Annotated in this window: 14 protein-coding genes; 4 read left to right on the top strand and 10 right to left on the bottom strand. The window is 62.2% G+C overall.

What is annotated here, in order from left to right; translation table 11 throughout:
* Positions 1 to 25 precede the first annotated feature (25 nt).
* Positions 26 to 262 carry a BolA family protein gene (locus F758_RS0138710; RefSeq protein ID WP_024512855.1) on the bottom strand — a complete coding sequence of 79 codons (237 nt, stop codon included), beginning with the start codon at positions 260 to 262 and terminating at the stop codon, positions 26 to 28.
* Between the two features lie 227 nt (positions 263 to 489).
* On the opposite strand from F758_RS0138710, the gene F758_RS0138700 reads away from it, so the two are divergent.
* The gene (locus F758_RS0138700; protein WP_024512854.1) at positions 490 to 852 is read left to right on the top strand and encodes a DUF427 domain-containing protein; all 363 of its coding nucleotides are present in this window, start codon (positions 490 to 492) and stop codon (positions 850 to 852) included.
* Positions 853 to 950: 98 nt separating this feature from the next.
* On the opposite strand, the gene F758_RS48760 is transcribed toward F758_RS0138700, so the two are convergent.
* The gene (locus F758_RS48760; protein ID WP_024512853.1) at positions 951 to 1124 is read right to left on the bottom strand and encodes a DUF1328 domain-containing protein; all 174 of its coding nucleotides are present in this window, start codon (positions 1122 to 1124) and stop codon (positions 951 to 953) included.
* 205 nt (positions 1125 to 1329) lie between these two features.
* Here F758_RS48760 and F758_RS0138690 point away from each other — a divergent pair, with 205 nt between their 5' ends.
* On the top strand, positions 1330 to 2517 hold the full coding sequence (locus tag F758_RS0138690) for an acyltransferase family protein (protein ID WP_024512852.1): 1188 nt from the start codon (positions 1330 to 1332) through the stop codon (positions 2515 to 2517).
* A 179-nt stretch (positions 2518 to 2696) separates the two neighbouring features.
* Here the strand turns inward: F758_RS0138690 and purL are convergent, their stop codons facing one another.
* On the bottom strand, positions 2697 to 4913 hold the full coding sequence (purL, locus tag F758_RS0138680) for a phosphoribosylformylglycinamidine synthase subunit PurL (protein ID WP_024512851.1): 2217 nt from the start codon (positions 4911 to 4913) through the stop codon (positions 2697 to 2699).
* Positions 4914 to 5165: 252 nt separating this feature from the next.
* Here purL and F758_RS0138675 point away from each other — a divergent pair, with 252 nt between their 5' ends.
* Positions 5166 to 5675 (top strand): PaaI family thioesterase, encoded by a 510-nt coding sequence (locus F758_RS0138675; RefSeq protein ID WP_024512850.1) that lies wholly within the window; start codon positions 5166 to 5168, stop codon positions 5673 to 5675.
* Positions 5676 to 5747: 72 nt separating this feature from the next.
* Here F758_RS0138675 and F758_RS0138670 read toward each other — a convergent pair whose 3' ends face one another.
* The 5 genes from F758_RS0138670 to purC all read right to left on the bottom strand — a co-directional run bounded on the left by F758_RS0138670 (position 5748) and on the right by purC (position 10565).
* Positions 5748 to 7352: an ABC transporter substrate-binding protein gene (locus F758_RS0138670; protein WP_024512849.1), complete on the bottom strand. Its 1605-nt coding sequence runs from the start codon at positions 7350 to 7352 to the stop codon at positions 5748 to 5750.
* 111 nt (positions 7353 to 7463) lie between these two features.
* Positions 7464 to 8708, bottom strand: a complete 1245-nt coding sequence (locus tag F758_RS45610; RefSeq protein ID WP_035724706.1) for a DUF1236 domain-containing protein — start codon at positions 8706 to 8708, stop codon at positions 7464 to 7466.
* A gap of 136 nt (positions 8709 to 8844) precedes the next feature.
* Positions 8845 to 9546, bottom strand: a complete 702-nt coding sequence (gene purQ, locus F758_RS0138660; protein ID WP_024512848.1) for a phosphoribosylformylglycinamidine synthase subunit PurQ — start codon at positions 9544 to 9546, stop codon at positions 8845 to 8847.
* Entirely contained in the window at positions 9546 to 9785 is a 240-nt protein-coding gene (gene purS, locus F758_RS0138655; RefSeq protein ID WP_024512847.1) for a phosphoribosylformylglycinamidine synthase subunit PurS, read from the bottom strand. Before purS ends, purQ begins: the two co-directional genes overlap by 1 nt.
* A 12-nt stretch (positions 9786 to 9797) precedes the next feature.
* Positions 9798 to 10565 (bottom strand): phosphoribosylaminoimidazolesuccinocarboxamide synthase, encoded by a 768-nt coding sequence (purC, locus tag F758_RS0138650; protein ID WP_008974302.1) that lies wholly within the window; start codon positions 10563 to 10565, stop codon positions 9798 to 9800.
* Between the two features lie 314 nt (positions 10566 to 10879).
* Here purC and F758_RS0138645 point away from each other — a divergent pair, with 314 nt between their 5' ends.
* Positions 10880 to 11197 carry a DUF1476 domain-containing protein gene (locus F758_RS0138645; RefSeq protein WP_024512845.1) on the top strand — a complete coding sequence of 106 codons (318 nt, stop codon included), beginning with the start codon at positions 10880 to 10882 and terminating at the stop codon, positions 11195 to 11197.
* A 159-nt stretch (positions 11198 to 11356) separates the two neighbouring features.
* Here F758_RS0138645 and cynS read toward each other — a convergent pair whose 3' ends face one another.
* The gene (cynS, locus tag F758_RS0138640) at positions 11357 to 11845 is read right to left on the bottom strand and encodes a cyanase (RefSeq protein ID WP_024512844.1); all 489 of its coding nucleotides are present in this window, start codon (positions 11843 to 11845) and stop codon (positions 11357 to 11359) included.
* Between the two features lie 67 nt (positions 11846 to 11912).
* The gene (locus F758_RS0138635; RefSeq protein WP_024512843.1) at positions 11913 to 12836 is read right to left on the bottom strand and encodes an ABC transporter ATP-binding protein; all 924 of its coding nucleotides are present in this window, start codon (positions 12834 to 12836) and stop codon (positions 11913 to 11915) included.
* Positions 12837 to 12935 lie beyond the last annotated feature (99 nt).

Here is a 12935-nt window from a genome sequence, read left to right as displayed (position 1 = left end):
CCGCCGCGGTCAAAAGACCGCGGCCCTAGCCTTCCGGCACCCCGGTCTGCAGAGCCAGCGCGTGCAGCATGCCGCCCATCTGACCGCGCAGCGACTGATACACGATCTGGTGCTGCTGGACGCGCGACTTGCCGCGGAAGGATTCGGAGATCACGGTCGCGGCGTAGTGGTCACCATCACCGGCAAGATCGCGGATCGTCACATCGGCATCGGGAATCGCTGCCTTGATCATCGATTCGATATCGCGGGCGTCCATCGGCATCCCAGTCTGGCTCCTTTTCGTTTTGCGGCGCTTTCTTGTTTTCCAGCGTTCGAATCAGGGGCCGGGCGTCGCTGGTCCGGTCAGCCTAATTTAGCGTGAACGCTCTTCAAGGTCACGTATTGTGGCACTATATTCGTGCGTCCGACCATTACAAAGCCGCAAGAAGCCGCGTCTTGCCGTCGCAATAGGCTGACCAGAAGAGGGCCGACCAGAAAGGCTTGAAAATCATGAAACTCCCCGGTCCCGACCATCCCATCACCATCACGTCGAACCCCAAGCGGGTCCGCGTGACAGTCGGCAACACCGTTATCGCCGAGACTACCCACGCGCTAACGCTGAAAGAGGCGAAATATCCCGCTGTGCAATATGTGCCGCGCGAGGATGCCCGGATGGATCTGCTCAAACGCACCGACCGAGTGACGCATTGCCCCTACAAGGGCGACGCGAGCTATTTCAGCATCGTTGCCGACGGCAATGTACTCGAGAATTCGATCTGGACGTATGAGACGCCCTTCCCGGCGATGGCCGAAATTTCCGGACATCTTGCGTTCTATCCGGACAAGGTGAAGATCGAGGAACTGGCCAGTTGATCTGAGTCGTTCCGGCCGGCGCGTCAGCGCGGAGAAATCCCGCGTTCGACGCTTCGCACCGCCCCGGAATGACGGTATGGCACGAATGTCCCGATTCCTTACGCCCTGAATATCGTGAGCCCCAATATCAGCAGCACCAGGAAGATCACGACAAAGATGTAGAACAGAATGCGCGCGATATCAGCGGAAGCGGCCGATATGCCGGTGAAGCCGAGAAGGCCGGCCACAATGGAGATCAAGAAGAACAGCAGCGCCCATCTCAGCAGTGTCACGGCCCGTCCTCCAGCGCACGTCGCAGCGTTCGTAACCTAGATGAGCTAACTTCCGCCGAAGTACGAAAGTTCCTGCAACCGGCCTGCTCTTTGCGCCAGCCATTGACGGCAACGTGAGATTCACCCCGGCGCCTTCCGGCAATTGGCGCTTGCTGAATCGGGTTCCCAGCGGCAACATCGCATAACAGGCCAATGCCCGGGGCGTATTGTGACCTCGATTACCCATTCGACGGCGCCCGCAGACGTTCAGGCGGTGCCACGGACAAGAGCACGCAACGCCGCGCTTGATCGCGCTCGCACCTTCCTCACGCTTGTGGTGCTGCTCCACCACTCCGTGATTCCCTATACCTATTTCGGCCACACCGATCCCAAGTCGTGGATCGGCTTCGATATGATCGTTCTCGCCACCGACAGCTTCTTCATGGCGATGTTCTTCTTCCTGTCGGGGTTGTTTGTGTGGCCGGGCCTCGCCCGCAAAGGGGCGCTGAACTATTTGAGCGACCGCCTGACCCGGCTTGGCCTGCCGTTCGTGATCTGCGCGTTCACGATCATCCCGATCGCTTATTATGCGATCTCGCTGCGGCAATCGCCGGAGCTGAGTTTTACAGCCTTCTGGTGGAGAACCATTATCGTCGGACCATGGCCGAGCGGACCGATCTGGTTTCTCTGGGTTCTGCTGTCGTTCGATATCGTCGCAAGCCTGCTCCATCGGCTCTCACCCACGCTGCTTGATCCGATCAACCGCCTGTCGCTGCGCGCCGCCGAGCATCCTGCCGAATTCTTCGCCGTGATGTTTGGCGTCACTGCCATACTCTACATTCCCGGGCGCGTTTACTGGGGACCGGGGAGCTGGTTCGAGTTCGGGCCGTTCTCAGTCCAGCACGGTCGCGTCCTGCTCTATGCATCGTACTTCTTCTTCGGCGCAGGCATCGGGCTTGCGAACCTCGATCGTGGCCTGCTCAGTGCGGAGGGCAAGCTTGCGAAGAACTGCCCGCGCTGGATGATCGTCACGGTCATCCCCTATAGCGTGATGTGGGTGCTGATCTACGTCAAGCGCGGAATATTGGGCAATCCGGAACGGCTTCCCAATTGGTACGAGGCAACCTACGGCTTCTTCTTCGCCGCCTTTAGCGTCGCCATCATGTTCGTGATTCTGGGGTACTTCCTCAAATACAAACGATCGGGCCTTAGCATACTCGATCCCATGCAGCCGGATGCATACGGCATGTTCCTGGTGCACTATCCGATCGCGCTCTGGCTGCAATATTGGCTGTTTGACTTTGACCTCCCGGCCATCGCCAAAGCGCTTGCTGTGTTTGTGCTCACGGTCGTCTTGAGCTGGGCCGCAAGCGCAGGCTTGCGGAAAATCCCCGGCGCCAACCACGTGCTGTAGCGGCGACCCTTCTCACCTGGCATCAAACCTGCATTCGCGCATGCAGGGAGGTGTGTCCCAAGGACCCGTACTCGAGAAGGACACAGCAATGGGATTAGCCGCCATTTTGATCGCAACCGCCCTCAGCCTCACGATGCTTGTCGCGGTTGCCGACCTGCCATGACGATTCCAGCCCAATTTCAGGGCTTGCCTGTGCCGCTCATATAGGCCGGAAACCAAGCTTCGAATGCCGCCTTCAGTGACGCGACCGAAACCGGCTCTTCCCCTGCGATCGCGATCGCGTCACCGCCGGTGGTACCAATGCGGCCGCAAGGCACGCCGGCGCCGCGCATTTTCGCCAGCACCAATCCCGCCTCCGTCTCCGGCACGGTGACGATATACCGCGCCTGGTCTTCGCCGAACCAATAGGCATACGGGACGATGGCGCTCGGGGAAGCCAGCAAGCGGGCGCCAATGCCGCTGGCCATTGCCATCTCCGTGAGCGCAATCAACAGACCGCCATCGGAGACGTCATGCACGGCCGTCGCCGTGCCTGCGTGGATCATGCCGCGCACGACGTCGCCATTGCGCTTCTCGGCCGGCAGATCGACGGGCGGTGGCGCACCCTCTTCGCGGCCGCAGATGTCGCGCAAATAGACCGATTGCCCGAGCCAGCCCTGGGTGTCACCGATCAGCAGGATCGCCTCGCCCTCGGCCTTGAAGGCAAGCGTTGCGGATTTGGTGAAATCATCGAGCACCCCGACGCCGCCGATCGAGGGCGTCGGCAGAATGGCGCGGCCGTTGGTCTCGTTGTAGAGCGAGACATTGCCCGAGACGACAGGGAAATCCAGCGCGCGGCAGGCTTCGGAAATACCCCTCAGGCAGCCGACGAATTGGCCCATGATCTCGGCCCGCTCCGGATTGCCGAAATTGAGGTTGTCGGTGATCGCAAGCGGCCGCCCGCCGACGGCGGTGATGTTGCGCCAGGCTTCGGCAACAGCCTGCTTTCCCCCTTCGAACGGATCCGCCTCGCAATAGCGCGGCGTGACGTCGACGGTGAGCGCAAGGCCCTTCGGTCCGTCCTGCACGCGCACCACCGCAGCATCTCCTCCCGGGCGCTGCACGGTATTGCCGAGAATGACGTGGTCATATTGTTCCCAGACCCAGCGCTTGGAGCACAGCTCGGGCGTTCCGATCAGCTTCTGTAGCGCGGCTGCAAGGCTCATCGGCGCCGCCACATCGCGCGCGGCGATCACCGGCAACGCCGTCGAGGCGACATGCGGGCGGTCATAGACCGGCGCCTCGTCGCCCAACTCCTTGATCGGCAGGTCGGCCATGATGGCGCCGCCATGCTTGACGCGAAAACGCTTGCTCGGCGTGGTGTAGCCGACCACGGCGAAATCCAGGCCCCATTTCCTGAAGATGGCCTCGGCCTCTTTCTCCTTCTCCGGCTTGAGCACCATGAGCATGCGCTCCTGGCTTTCCGAGAGCATCATCTCATAGGCGCTCATGCCGGTTTCGCGCGTCGGCACGGCATCGAGATCGAGATCGACGCCGAGATCGCCCTTGGCGCCCATTTCGACCGCCGAGCAGGTCAGCCCGGCCGCGCCCATGTCCTGGATCGCGATCACGCAGTCCTTGGCCATGATCTCCAGGCACGCTTCCAAGAGCAGCTTTTCGGCGAAGGGATCGCCGACCTGCACGGTCGGGCGCTTCTCCGCGGAGTCGTCGTCGAACTCGGCCGACGCCATCGAGGCGCCGTGAATGCCGTCGCGCCCGGTCTTGGAGCCGAGATAGACGATCGGCATGTTCACGCCGGAGGCAGCTGCATAGAAGATGTTGTCGGCATCGGCCAGGCCCACCGCCATGGCGTTGACGAGGATGTTGCCGTCATAGCGGGTATGGAAGCGCACCTGCCCACCCACGGTCGGCACGCCGAACGAATTGCCGTAGCCGCCGATGCCGGCAACCACACCGGACACCAGGTGCCGCGTCTTCGGGTGTTCAGGCGCGCCGAAGCTCAGCGCGTTCAGGCAGGCGATGGGACGCGCGCCCATGGTGAAGACGTCGCGCAAGATGCCGCCCACGCCGGTGGTCGCGCCCTGATAGGGCTCGATATAGCTCGGGTGGTTGTGGCTCTCCATCTTGAACACCACCGCCTGACCATCGCCGATATCGATCACCCCGGCATTCTCGCCCGGGCCCTGGATCACCCAGGGCGCCTTGGTCGGCAGGCCCCTCAGATGAATGCGCGAGGACTTGTACGAGCAGTGCTCGTTCCACATCGCCGAGAAGATCCCGAGCTCGGTGAAGGTCGGCACCCGCCCGATCAGTTTCAGGATCCGCCCATACTCGTCCGGCTTGAGCCCGTGGGCGGCCACGAGTTCGGGGGTAATCTGCGGTTCATTGCTTCGCATGTCGTCAGGGTCCCGCGGGAGCGATGGTATCGGCTCCTCCGCTTTTTGAAGGAGATCAGGTCAGGATGAGCCCAAAACCGGAGCGGTTCAAATTCAAGGCTCCGGCAGCGTTCTTAGAAAGATCGGCGTGCCCGGAAAAGGCCTTTTAGGGCGCATTTTTCCGCTGTCCAGAGTTTTGGGCGCCCAAGGGTTTGCGCATTGCTTTGGGATCGGATTTAAGGACCCGAACCCCGCTTTTGAAGGCCCGTCTCCTTGGACGACATCACCCATTCCGCCCATTTTGAGCGCCCCGATCTGCAGCTTGCGACCGAGGGTGAGTTTGCGGGCTGGCGCCGCTGGACCCGCGACAATTACGAGACCCATGCCGGGCCGTTCTGGCACCGTACGGACGCGGACGGGCGCGTCCGCTGTGCGTTCCGGGTGGAGAAAAAGCACCTCAACGGCGCCGGCAACGTCCATGGCGGCTGCTTCATGTCCTTTGCGGACTATTGCCTGTTTGCGATCGCAAGCCCGGTGCTGCAGGGCACGGGCGTCACGGTGTCGTTCTCCTGCGAGTTTCTCGATGCCGCGCGCGAGGGCGAGCTGATCGAATGCTTCGGCAAGGTCAGCCGTGCCGGCGGCTCGCTGATCTTCATTCGCGGCGAGCTGAAATCCGGCGAGCGGCTGCTGTTCACCTTTTCCGGCACCATCAAGCGCGTGAAGAAGGCGGCCAAATTGAGCGGCTCGGGCCTGCAGGCCGCCGATCTCAAACCGTCATCCTGACATGCTCGCGCAAGCGAGCCTCGAAGGATGAACGCCCCGCTGCGAGAGCCGGTCCATCGCCCTTGATGGCTCTTATTGCATGCTGACCAGGGTCAGATCGACGAACCATGACTGCGGCGACACAAAGCCCTTGATCTTCGGGCTCATCGCGCGCGGATTGAGGTCGTGAACGATGTAGAGCCAGGGCGGATTGTCGACCAGGCGTTCATGGGCGATGCGATAGGCATCCGAGATTACTTTCGGATCGGTCTCGCTCTCGATCGTCTTCAGCGCCTGGTCGAACGTATCGTCCTTCCATTGCTCGAAATTGAAACCGTTCGGCGAGAAATTGGCCGATGAGAAGTAACGCGCCATCACACCCGGATCGGAAGACGGCGAGGAGATGTTGAGCGCCATCGAGCCCAGCAGGCTCGGGCTGTCGGGCGTCGCGCGGGCCGCCGTCAGCAGCACCTGCCATTCGACGACGTTGAAATCGACATTGACGCCGCAGGCTTCTTTCAGGTTCTGCTGCAGGTATTCGTTCATCGGCAATGGCAGCATCTGCCCCGATCCGGAATTCGAGATCATCACCTTGAACGACAGCGGCTTGGCGGCCGTGAATCCCGCTTGCGCCAATAGCGCCTTGCCTCTGGCAGGATCGAATTTGTAGCGATTGTCGGGGTTGCCGAAATCGGGGTCGCTCGGCTTGAGCCAGCCGACGGAAGGCTCGGCGGTCCCGTTGAGCAGAGCGACCAGCCCGTCGCGATCGATGCAATAGTTCAAGGCCTGGCGCACGCGTACATCCTTGAATGGGCTGTCGGTGGCACCGATGTTGTAGAACCACGGCCAGACATGCGGATAGGATCCCGTGGTGATGACATAGCCCGCTGATTTCAAGGAATCGATCGCGTCCGATGGCGGCACCTCGATCCAGTCGACCTGGCCTGAGCGCAACGCCGCCAGACGCGAGTTCGCCTCGGGGATCGGCAGCAGCACGATGTTATCGACCTTCGCCAACTTGCTCTTGTCCCAATACTGGTCCCAGCGCGCGAGATCCGCCTCCTGCCGCGGCACGACGCGCGTGATGCGGAACGGCCCGGTGCCTGCTGCCGGCAAGGTCGCGACTTTGGCCCAGTCGTGCCCCGCCTTTTCGAACGAGGCGGGCGAGGTGAAGAGCAGATAGACCAGCATGTACGGAAAATACGATGCCGGCCGCGTGGTGCTGATCGCAACGCTAAAATCGTCGAGCTTCTTATAGCTGCCCATCACCGGCACGCGCGCCTTCGACATCGCCGAACTCGGCGGCTCATATTGCGGGCTGTTCGAATTGAAATAGCGGTCGAGATTCCAGATCACGGAATCGGCGTTGAAATCAGTCCCATCGTGAAATTTGACGCCGCGGCGCAAATGGAAGATCCAGGTCTTGGTGTCCTCCGGATCCTGCTCCCACTTCTCCGCAAGCCCCGGGCGCAAGCTCGCCAGGCGGTCCGTGCGTGTCAGATCCCAGAGCACCAAGCCTTCAAAGATCGGGTAGCCCAGAAAGCGCATGCCCTCGAAACCGTTGTTGGGCAGACCCGTCGCGGTCGGGATATCGGCCGCGGTCATGGCAATGCGCAACGTGGTCTCGGCGCTTGCGGCTTGGCAGCCCAATAAGGCGGCGGCGAGCGCGGCTAAGCAGCAAGCTTTGCGAATAAGCATGGTCTCTCCCCTCCGGCGATCGCGTTCGCCAAATGGGGAGCAAGTTTCAGGCCACCGGGGCACGTCAGGCCCCGGTGGCAATCACGCTATCGGCAGGCGCTGCGGCAGACGTCAGTCGATCACTTGCACGATTTTCCGCTCGCGCGGATCGACCAGCACCACCTGATCTCCGATCGCGACATAGCGGTAGGCGGCGAGTTCGGGGTTGCTGCGCACGAGCTCGTCGGGCACCGGCTGCAGTGTCAGGCAGGCGGTGTTCGACGCGTTCGTCGACGCGGCCGAGCCGACGGTCATCGAGCTCAGCGCCGTGCGCTTCAATATTTGACGCTGCTCGGAGGAGAGAACGACGCGCGTACCTTCGTACCTCGAGCTGTTCTCGGCGGTGAACCCGCGCTCGGGAATGACATCCACAATCTCACGACTGCGCGGATCGATGATCGCGACTTCGTCCTGAACCACCGTGTAGTCGTAGCCGCGATATTCGGGCGCGATGTTCACGATGTCGGGCGGCAACGGCCGGGGCCGCACCCGCTCGGGCAGCCGTTCGCCGACATTCACGCGGATGTCGATATCCGATCGGGCTCGTTCGATCTCCCGATCGCTGCGCAGCCTATCGACGATTTGCGTGCGCTGCTGCTCATTGGCGCGCGTAGGCGCCGTTCCGGCGCGTCCCATGGTCTGGTTCTGCGCCTGCCCGGTCGTCCCCCGCTGTCGGGCCTCACCAGTGGTCTGAGCCGCGGGCGGCGTTCCTTGTTGGGCGGTCGGTGTTCCAGGCCGAGCGGGCTGCGCTGCCTGCTCGTTGCGCTCGCGCGCGGGCTGCTGCTTCTCGGCTGCGCGCTCGGCGCCACGGCCTCGCCGCTCCTGGTTCTGGCTCTGCTGGTTGGCGCCTGCCGGTTGTCGTTCATTGCGTCCGGTTTGCTGCTCGCGCTCAGCTTGTTGGCCTCGGGCGGGCGCTGTCGTTTCGGCGGCGCGATTGCCCTGCCTCGCTCGTTCCTCGCGCCCCTGCTGGCGCGTGGGCTCCGCTCCTTGCTGGGCCTCGCGACCCCTGCGCTGGTCCTGGCCTTGCTGCGCCGGGGTCTGCGATGCTCGCTCATTGCGAGCCGGCGGTTCTCTGCCTTGTCCCACGGTCTGCCCCGTTTCGTGGGACTGCTGGTGCTCCTGCGCCTGCTGATGGCCCGGCTGCCGCTCTTCACGCGCAGCGGAACGGCCGCTCTCTCTGGGCGACACAGACGGGTGCAGCCCTTGCGCGCCTTGCTCGCGCTTTTGCGGTAAGTCCGGCTGGCTTTGGGCAAAAGCAAGCCCACTGGCGGCGCCGATTGAGAGTACGATCGCGGTTGTTGCAAGCCATTTCGTCATGGAGGAACTCCTTCGTTCCCCCGCCCTCATGTTCAGCGCAATAACGTGGAAACTGGCGCGGCGTTGCGTTACCAGGCCAACAAACGCGCGGGCGCGTCGCCGGCGTTCGAGCCGAATTGCTCTTGCCCGAGAGCTGTCAGGCCGCCCGGTCCAGATGCGCCACGAGCCCCGCGAACAGGCCGCGGCCGTCGGTGCACCCCATGATGGGTTCGACGTGGTTTTCCGGATGCGGCATCATGCCGAGCACATTACCGGCCTCGTTGACGATCCCGGCAATCGAATGGGCGGCACCATTGATGTTGCCGAAGTCGTCCACCACGCCCTCCGGCGAGCAATAGCGGTAGAGTACGCGCCCTTCGCCTTCGAGACGCTTGAGCGTCTCCTCGTCGGCCTCGTAATTGCCCTCACCATGGGCCACGGGCACGCGGATCACCTGGCCTGCATTATAGCCGCGAGTGAAGGGCGTATCGGAGCGCTCGACGCGCAGATGCACATCGCGGCAGACGAATTTGAGCCCCGCATTGCGCATCAGCACGCCCGGCAGCAGCCCTGCTTCGCAGAGAATCTGGAAGCCGTTGCAGACGCCGAGCACCAGCCCGCCCTTCGCGGCATAATCACGCACCGCGTTCATAATGGGCGCGCGCGCCGCGATCGCGCCACAACGCAAATAGTCGCCATAGGAGAAGCCGCCCGGCACGACCACAAGATCGGTGCCGGCCGGCAGCGACGTTTCGGCGTGCCACACCATCGCGGGCTCATGACCCGAGATGAGCTTTAGCGCCCGCGCCATGTCGCGCTCGCGATTGATGCCAGGAAAGACGAGGATGGCGGATTTCATCAGAGCAATTCGACCCGATAGTTCTCGATGACCGTATTGGCGAGCAACTTGTCGGCGGCTTCCTTCAGCGCCGCCTCGGCCTTGGCGCGATCGGCACCCGCAAGCTCGATGTCGAACACCTTGCCCTGGCGCACGCTTGCGACGCCATCGACGCCGAGCGATTTCAGCGCGCCTTCGATGGCCTTGCCTTGCGGATCGAGAATGCCCGATTTCAACGTGACGGTGACACGCGCTTTCACGTTCCTAACCCCTCAGCTCTTCACCAGCACCGGCCCCGAACCCGCGGGCCGTTCGTTTTCCATGAGAATGCCGAGCCGTTTGGCCACCTCGGTATAGGCCTCCAGGAGACCGCCGAGATCCCGGCGGAAACGGTCCTTGTCGAGCTTCTCGTTCGACTTGATGTCCCACAGCCGGCACGAATCCGGCGAAATCTCGTCCGCAACGATGATCCGCATCATCTCGTTCTCGAACAGACGGCCGCATTCCATCTTGAAATCGACCAGGCGAATGCCGATGCCAAGGAAGAGGCCGGTCAGGAAATCGTTGACGCGGATGGCGAGCGCCATGATGTCGTCGATCTCCTGCGGCGTTGCCCAACCGAAGGCGGTAATGTGCTCTTCGGACACCATGGGGTCATTGAGCTGGTCATTCTTGTAGTAGAACTCGATGATCGAGCGCGGGAGCTGCGTGCCCTCCTCGATTCCGAGCCGCTGCGACAGCGAGCCGGCCGCGACATTCCGTACCACCACTTCCAGCGGCACGATCTCGACCTCACGAATCAACTGCTCGCGCATATTGAGGCGGCGGATGAAGTGGGTCGGCACCCCGATGTCGTTGAGGTGCTGAAACAGGTACTCCGAGATCCGGTTATTGAGGACGCCCTTGCCCTCGATCACCTGGTGTTTCTTCGCATTGAACGCGGTCGCATCGTCCTTGAAGTGCTGGATCAGGGTTCCCGGCTCAGGCCCCTCGTAGAGAACCTTGGCCTTGCCTTCGTAAATGCGACGTCGACGGCTCATTGGGATGTACCGTGTGTTGTTGAAATCCATGAAATTGGTGTGCTCCGGGTGACTGGGGATTACAACCCACGACGGAGCTGCCGTGGTGGCCTGGAACCCTAGGAAACAGAACAAGAACCGAGCCTTTTGGCAACCTATCCGATTGGCCCATCAAGCACAATCGATCCGGCCCGAGAGCTTCGACTTTTACCCCCTTCCCCTGCGGCCTTCTGGCCGTTGTTTCGGTTCGACATTGTAGATATCTAGTTCTGCAACGGTCCCCTCGCAACGAGGGCCGCGCATCACCGATACGCAAAAGCCGGGAACCCCTTTTCATGACCACGTTCGACAAGCGCGAAGACGCCTTCGAAAAGCAGTTCGTCCACGACGAGGAGGTGAAGTTCAAGGCGGAAGCGCGGCGCAACCGGCTGCTGGGCCTGTGGGTGGCGGAAAAGCTCGGAAAAAGCGGCAGCGAGGCCGAGGCTTATGCGCGGGAGGTCGTGGCCGCCGAGTTCGAAGAGGCCGGGGACGTCGTGCGCAAGGTGATCGGCGATCTCAGCGCCAAAGGCATTGCGGTCGCGGAGCTGGAAATTCGCTCCAAGATGAACGAACTCATGCCGCTCGCGATTTCGCAGGTGAAAGCAGGGGTTTGAGGCACGCCACGGCTCCGGCGCAGCTAGTGCACCGTCATTCCGGGGTGATGCGAAGCATCGAACTCTGATGTGCAATCGCACATCCGAGAATCTCGAGATTCCGGGTTCGCGCTTTTGCGCTCCCGGAATGACATCATCATTGGGGGCGCACCAGTCGCCTTACCCCTCCTTGAACCCGTATTCCGGCACATTGCCGCTGGCGCCATAATATTTGTACGGCAGGAATTTGCCCGACATCGTGATCTTGACGCGGTCGCCCTTCGGATTGGGCAGGCGCTCCATCACCATGTCGAAATCGATGGCCGACATGATGCCGTCGCCAAACTCCTCCTCGATCAGCGCCTTCCAGGCGGGACCGTTAACCATGACGAGTTCGTAGAAGCGATAGATCAAGGGATCGGTCGGCGGCATGTGGATGCCCTCGCCGCGCATCGGCGTCTCGTTCAGCATCGCGGTTTCCGATTTGGAAAGCCCGAATAATTCGCCTGCATTGGCGGCCTGCGGCTTTGTCAGCTTCATCTGGCCGAGGATTGCACCCACGATCAGCACTTCGGAATAGCCGCCGATCTTCTCGCAGATATACTTCCAGCTCCAGCCCTTCTCGCGCTTGATGTCGAGCAGCTTTTCGGTGAGGTCGGATCGTTTCATTTTGACTGTCTCCCTCTGGCTTCGTCATGACCGGGCTTGTCCCGGGCATGCACGTTCTTTCATCGCGTTAGGCAGACGTGGANGGNCGGGNCAANCCCGGCCATGCCGCCTGCGGTGGCTCCTCGCCTCGCGACGCGATCAGCAATTCCGGTTTGCCGATCCGCACCGTCGGCACGTTGCGCGGATCGTGATCCGGCATTTCGGACGCGAAGCTTTTGCTGCGGCTGACCAGGAAATCGATGACGTGGTTCCGCAGCGCGTAATAGAGCGGATGCCGGTGCAGGTCGTTGCGCGCACGCTGCTTCGGCAGCGGATTTTCCACGATCTCCGCCAGCACCGCGCCGGGACCGTTGGTCATCAGGAAAATCCGGTCGGCGAGATAGATTGCTTCATCCACGTCATGGGTGATCATAAACACGGTCTGGCCGGTTTCCAGGCAAATGCGCCGCACCTCGTCCTGCAGCGTGCCGCGGGTCAGCGCATCAAGTGCCGAGAACGGTTCGTCCATCAGCATGATCTTGGGCATGATCGACAACGCACGCGCGATGCCGACGCGCTGCTTCATGCCGCCGGACAATTCCGACGGGCGCTTGTGCTCGGCACCACTCAGCCCGACCAGATCGATAAAGCCCTGCGCATGCGCTCGCACCTTGGCGCCGCTCCAGTCGCGCCATTTCGAGTTCACGGCGTAGGCGACGTTGCCTAGCACCGTGCGCCACGGCAGCAGCGCATGGCTCTGGAAGATCACCGCGCGATCGAGACTCGTGCCCGCAATCGCCCGGCCATCCACGATCACCGCGCCCTCGCTGGGCGCATCGAGGCCGGCGAGAATATTGAGGACGGTAGTCTTGCCGCAGCCGGAATGACCGATCACGCAGGCGAACTCGCCACGCGCCATAGACAGCCAGAGATCTTCAAATACGGTGGTCGCGCCGCTTGCGCTGGTGTAGCGTTTTGCGATGCCCTCGATGGAGATGAATCTGTCGGTCATAGCATGCACTCTCTGACCCAAGGCGGTGCGCTCCCTCGGCCCCTTTCCGGGGAGAGGGTCAGGTGAGGGGGAGTCTCCACGAGCGCGACTCGCGGAGAG

Source organism: Bradyrhizobium sp. ARR65 (genome assembly GCF_000472385.1).
GTDB lineage: Bacteria > Pseudomonadota > Alphaproteobacteria > Rhizobiales > Xanthobacteraceae > Bradyrhizobium.
The sequence above is the reverse complement of the archived record's forward strand: the minus strand, read 5'-3'. Positions and strand labels throughout refer to the sequence as shown.

Excerpts from the sequence above, each read along its gene's own strand:
- F758_RS0138710 (WP_024512855.1), bottom strand. The coding sequence starts at position 262 with ATGCCGATGGACGCCCGCGATATCGAATCGATGATCAAGGCAGCGATT.
- F758_RS0138700 (WP_024512854.1), top strand. The coding sequence starts at position 490 with ATGAAACTCCCCGGTCCCGACCATCCCATCACCATCACGTCGAACCCC.
- purL (WP_024512851.1), bottom strand. The coding sequence starts at position 4,913 with ATGCGAAGCAATGAACCGCAGATTACCCCCGAACTCGTGGCCGCCCAC.
- F758_RS0138670 (WP_024512849.1), bottom strand. The coding sequence starts at position 7,352 with ATGCTTATTCGCAAAGCTTGCTGCTTAGCCGCGCTCGCCGCCGCCTTA.
- F758_RS45610 (WP_035724706.1), bottom strand. The coding sequence starts at position 8,708 with ATGACGAAATGGCTTGCAACAACCGCGATCGTACTCTCAATCGGCGCC.
- purQ (WP_024512848.1), bottom strand. The coding sequence starts at position 9,546 with ATGAAATCCGCCATCCTCGTCTTTCCTGGCATCAATCGCGAGCGCGAC.
- purC (WP_008974302.1), bottom strand. The coding sequence starts at position 10,565 with ATGAGCCGTCGACGTCGCATTTACGAAGGCAAGGCCAAGGTTCTCTAC.
- F758_RS0138645 (WP_024512845.1), top strand. The coding sequence starts at position 10,880 with ATGACCACGTTCGACAAGCGCGAAGACGCCTTCGAAAAGCAGTTCGTC.
- cynS (WP_024512844.1), bottom strand. The coding sequence starts at position 11,845 with ATGAAACGATCCGACCTCACCGAAAAGCTGCTCGACATCAAGCGCGAG.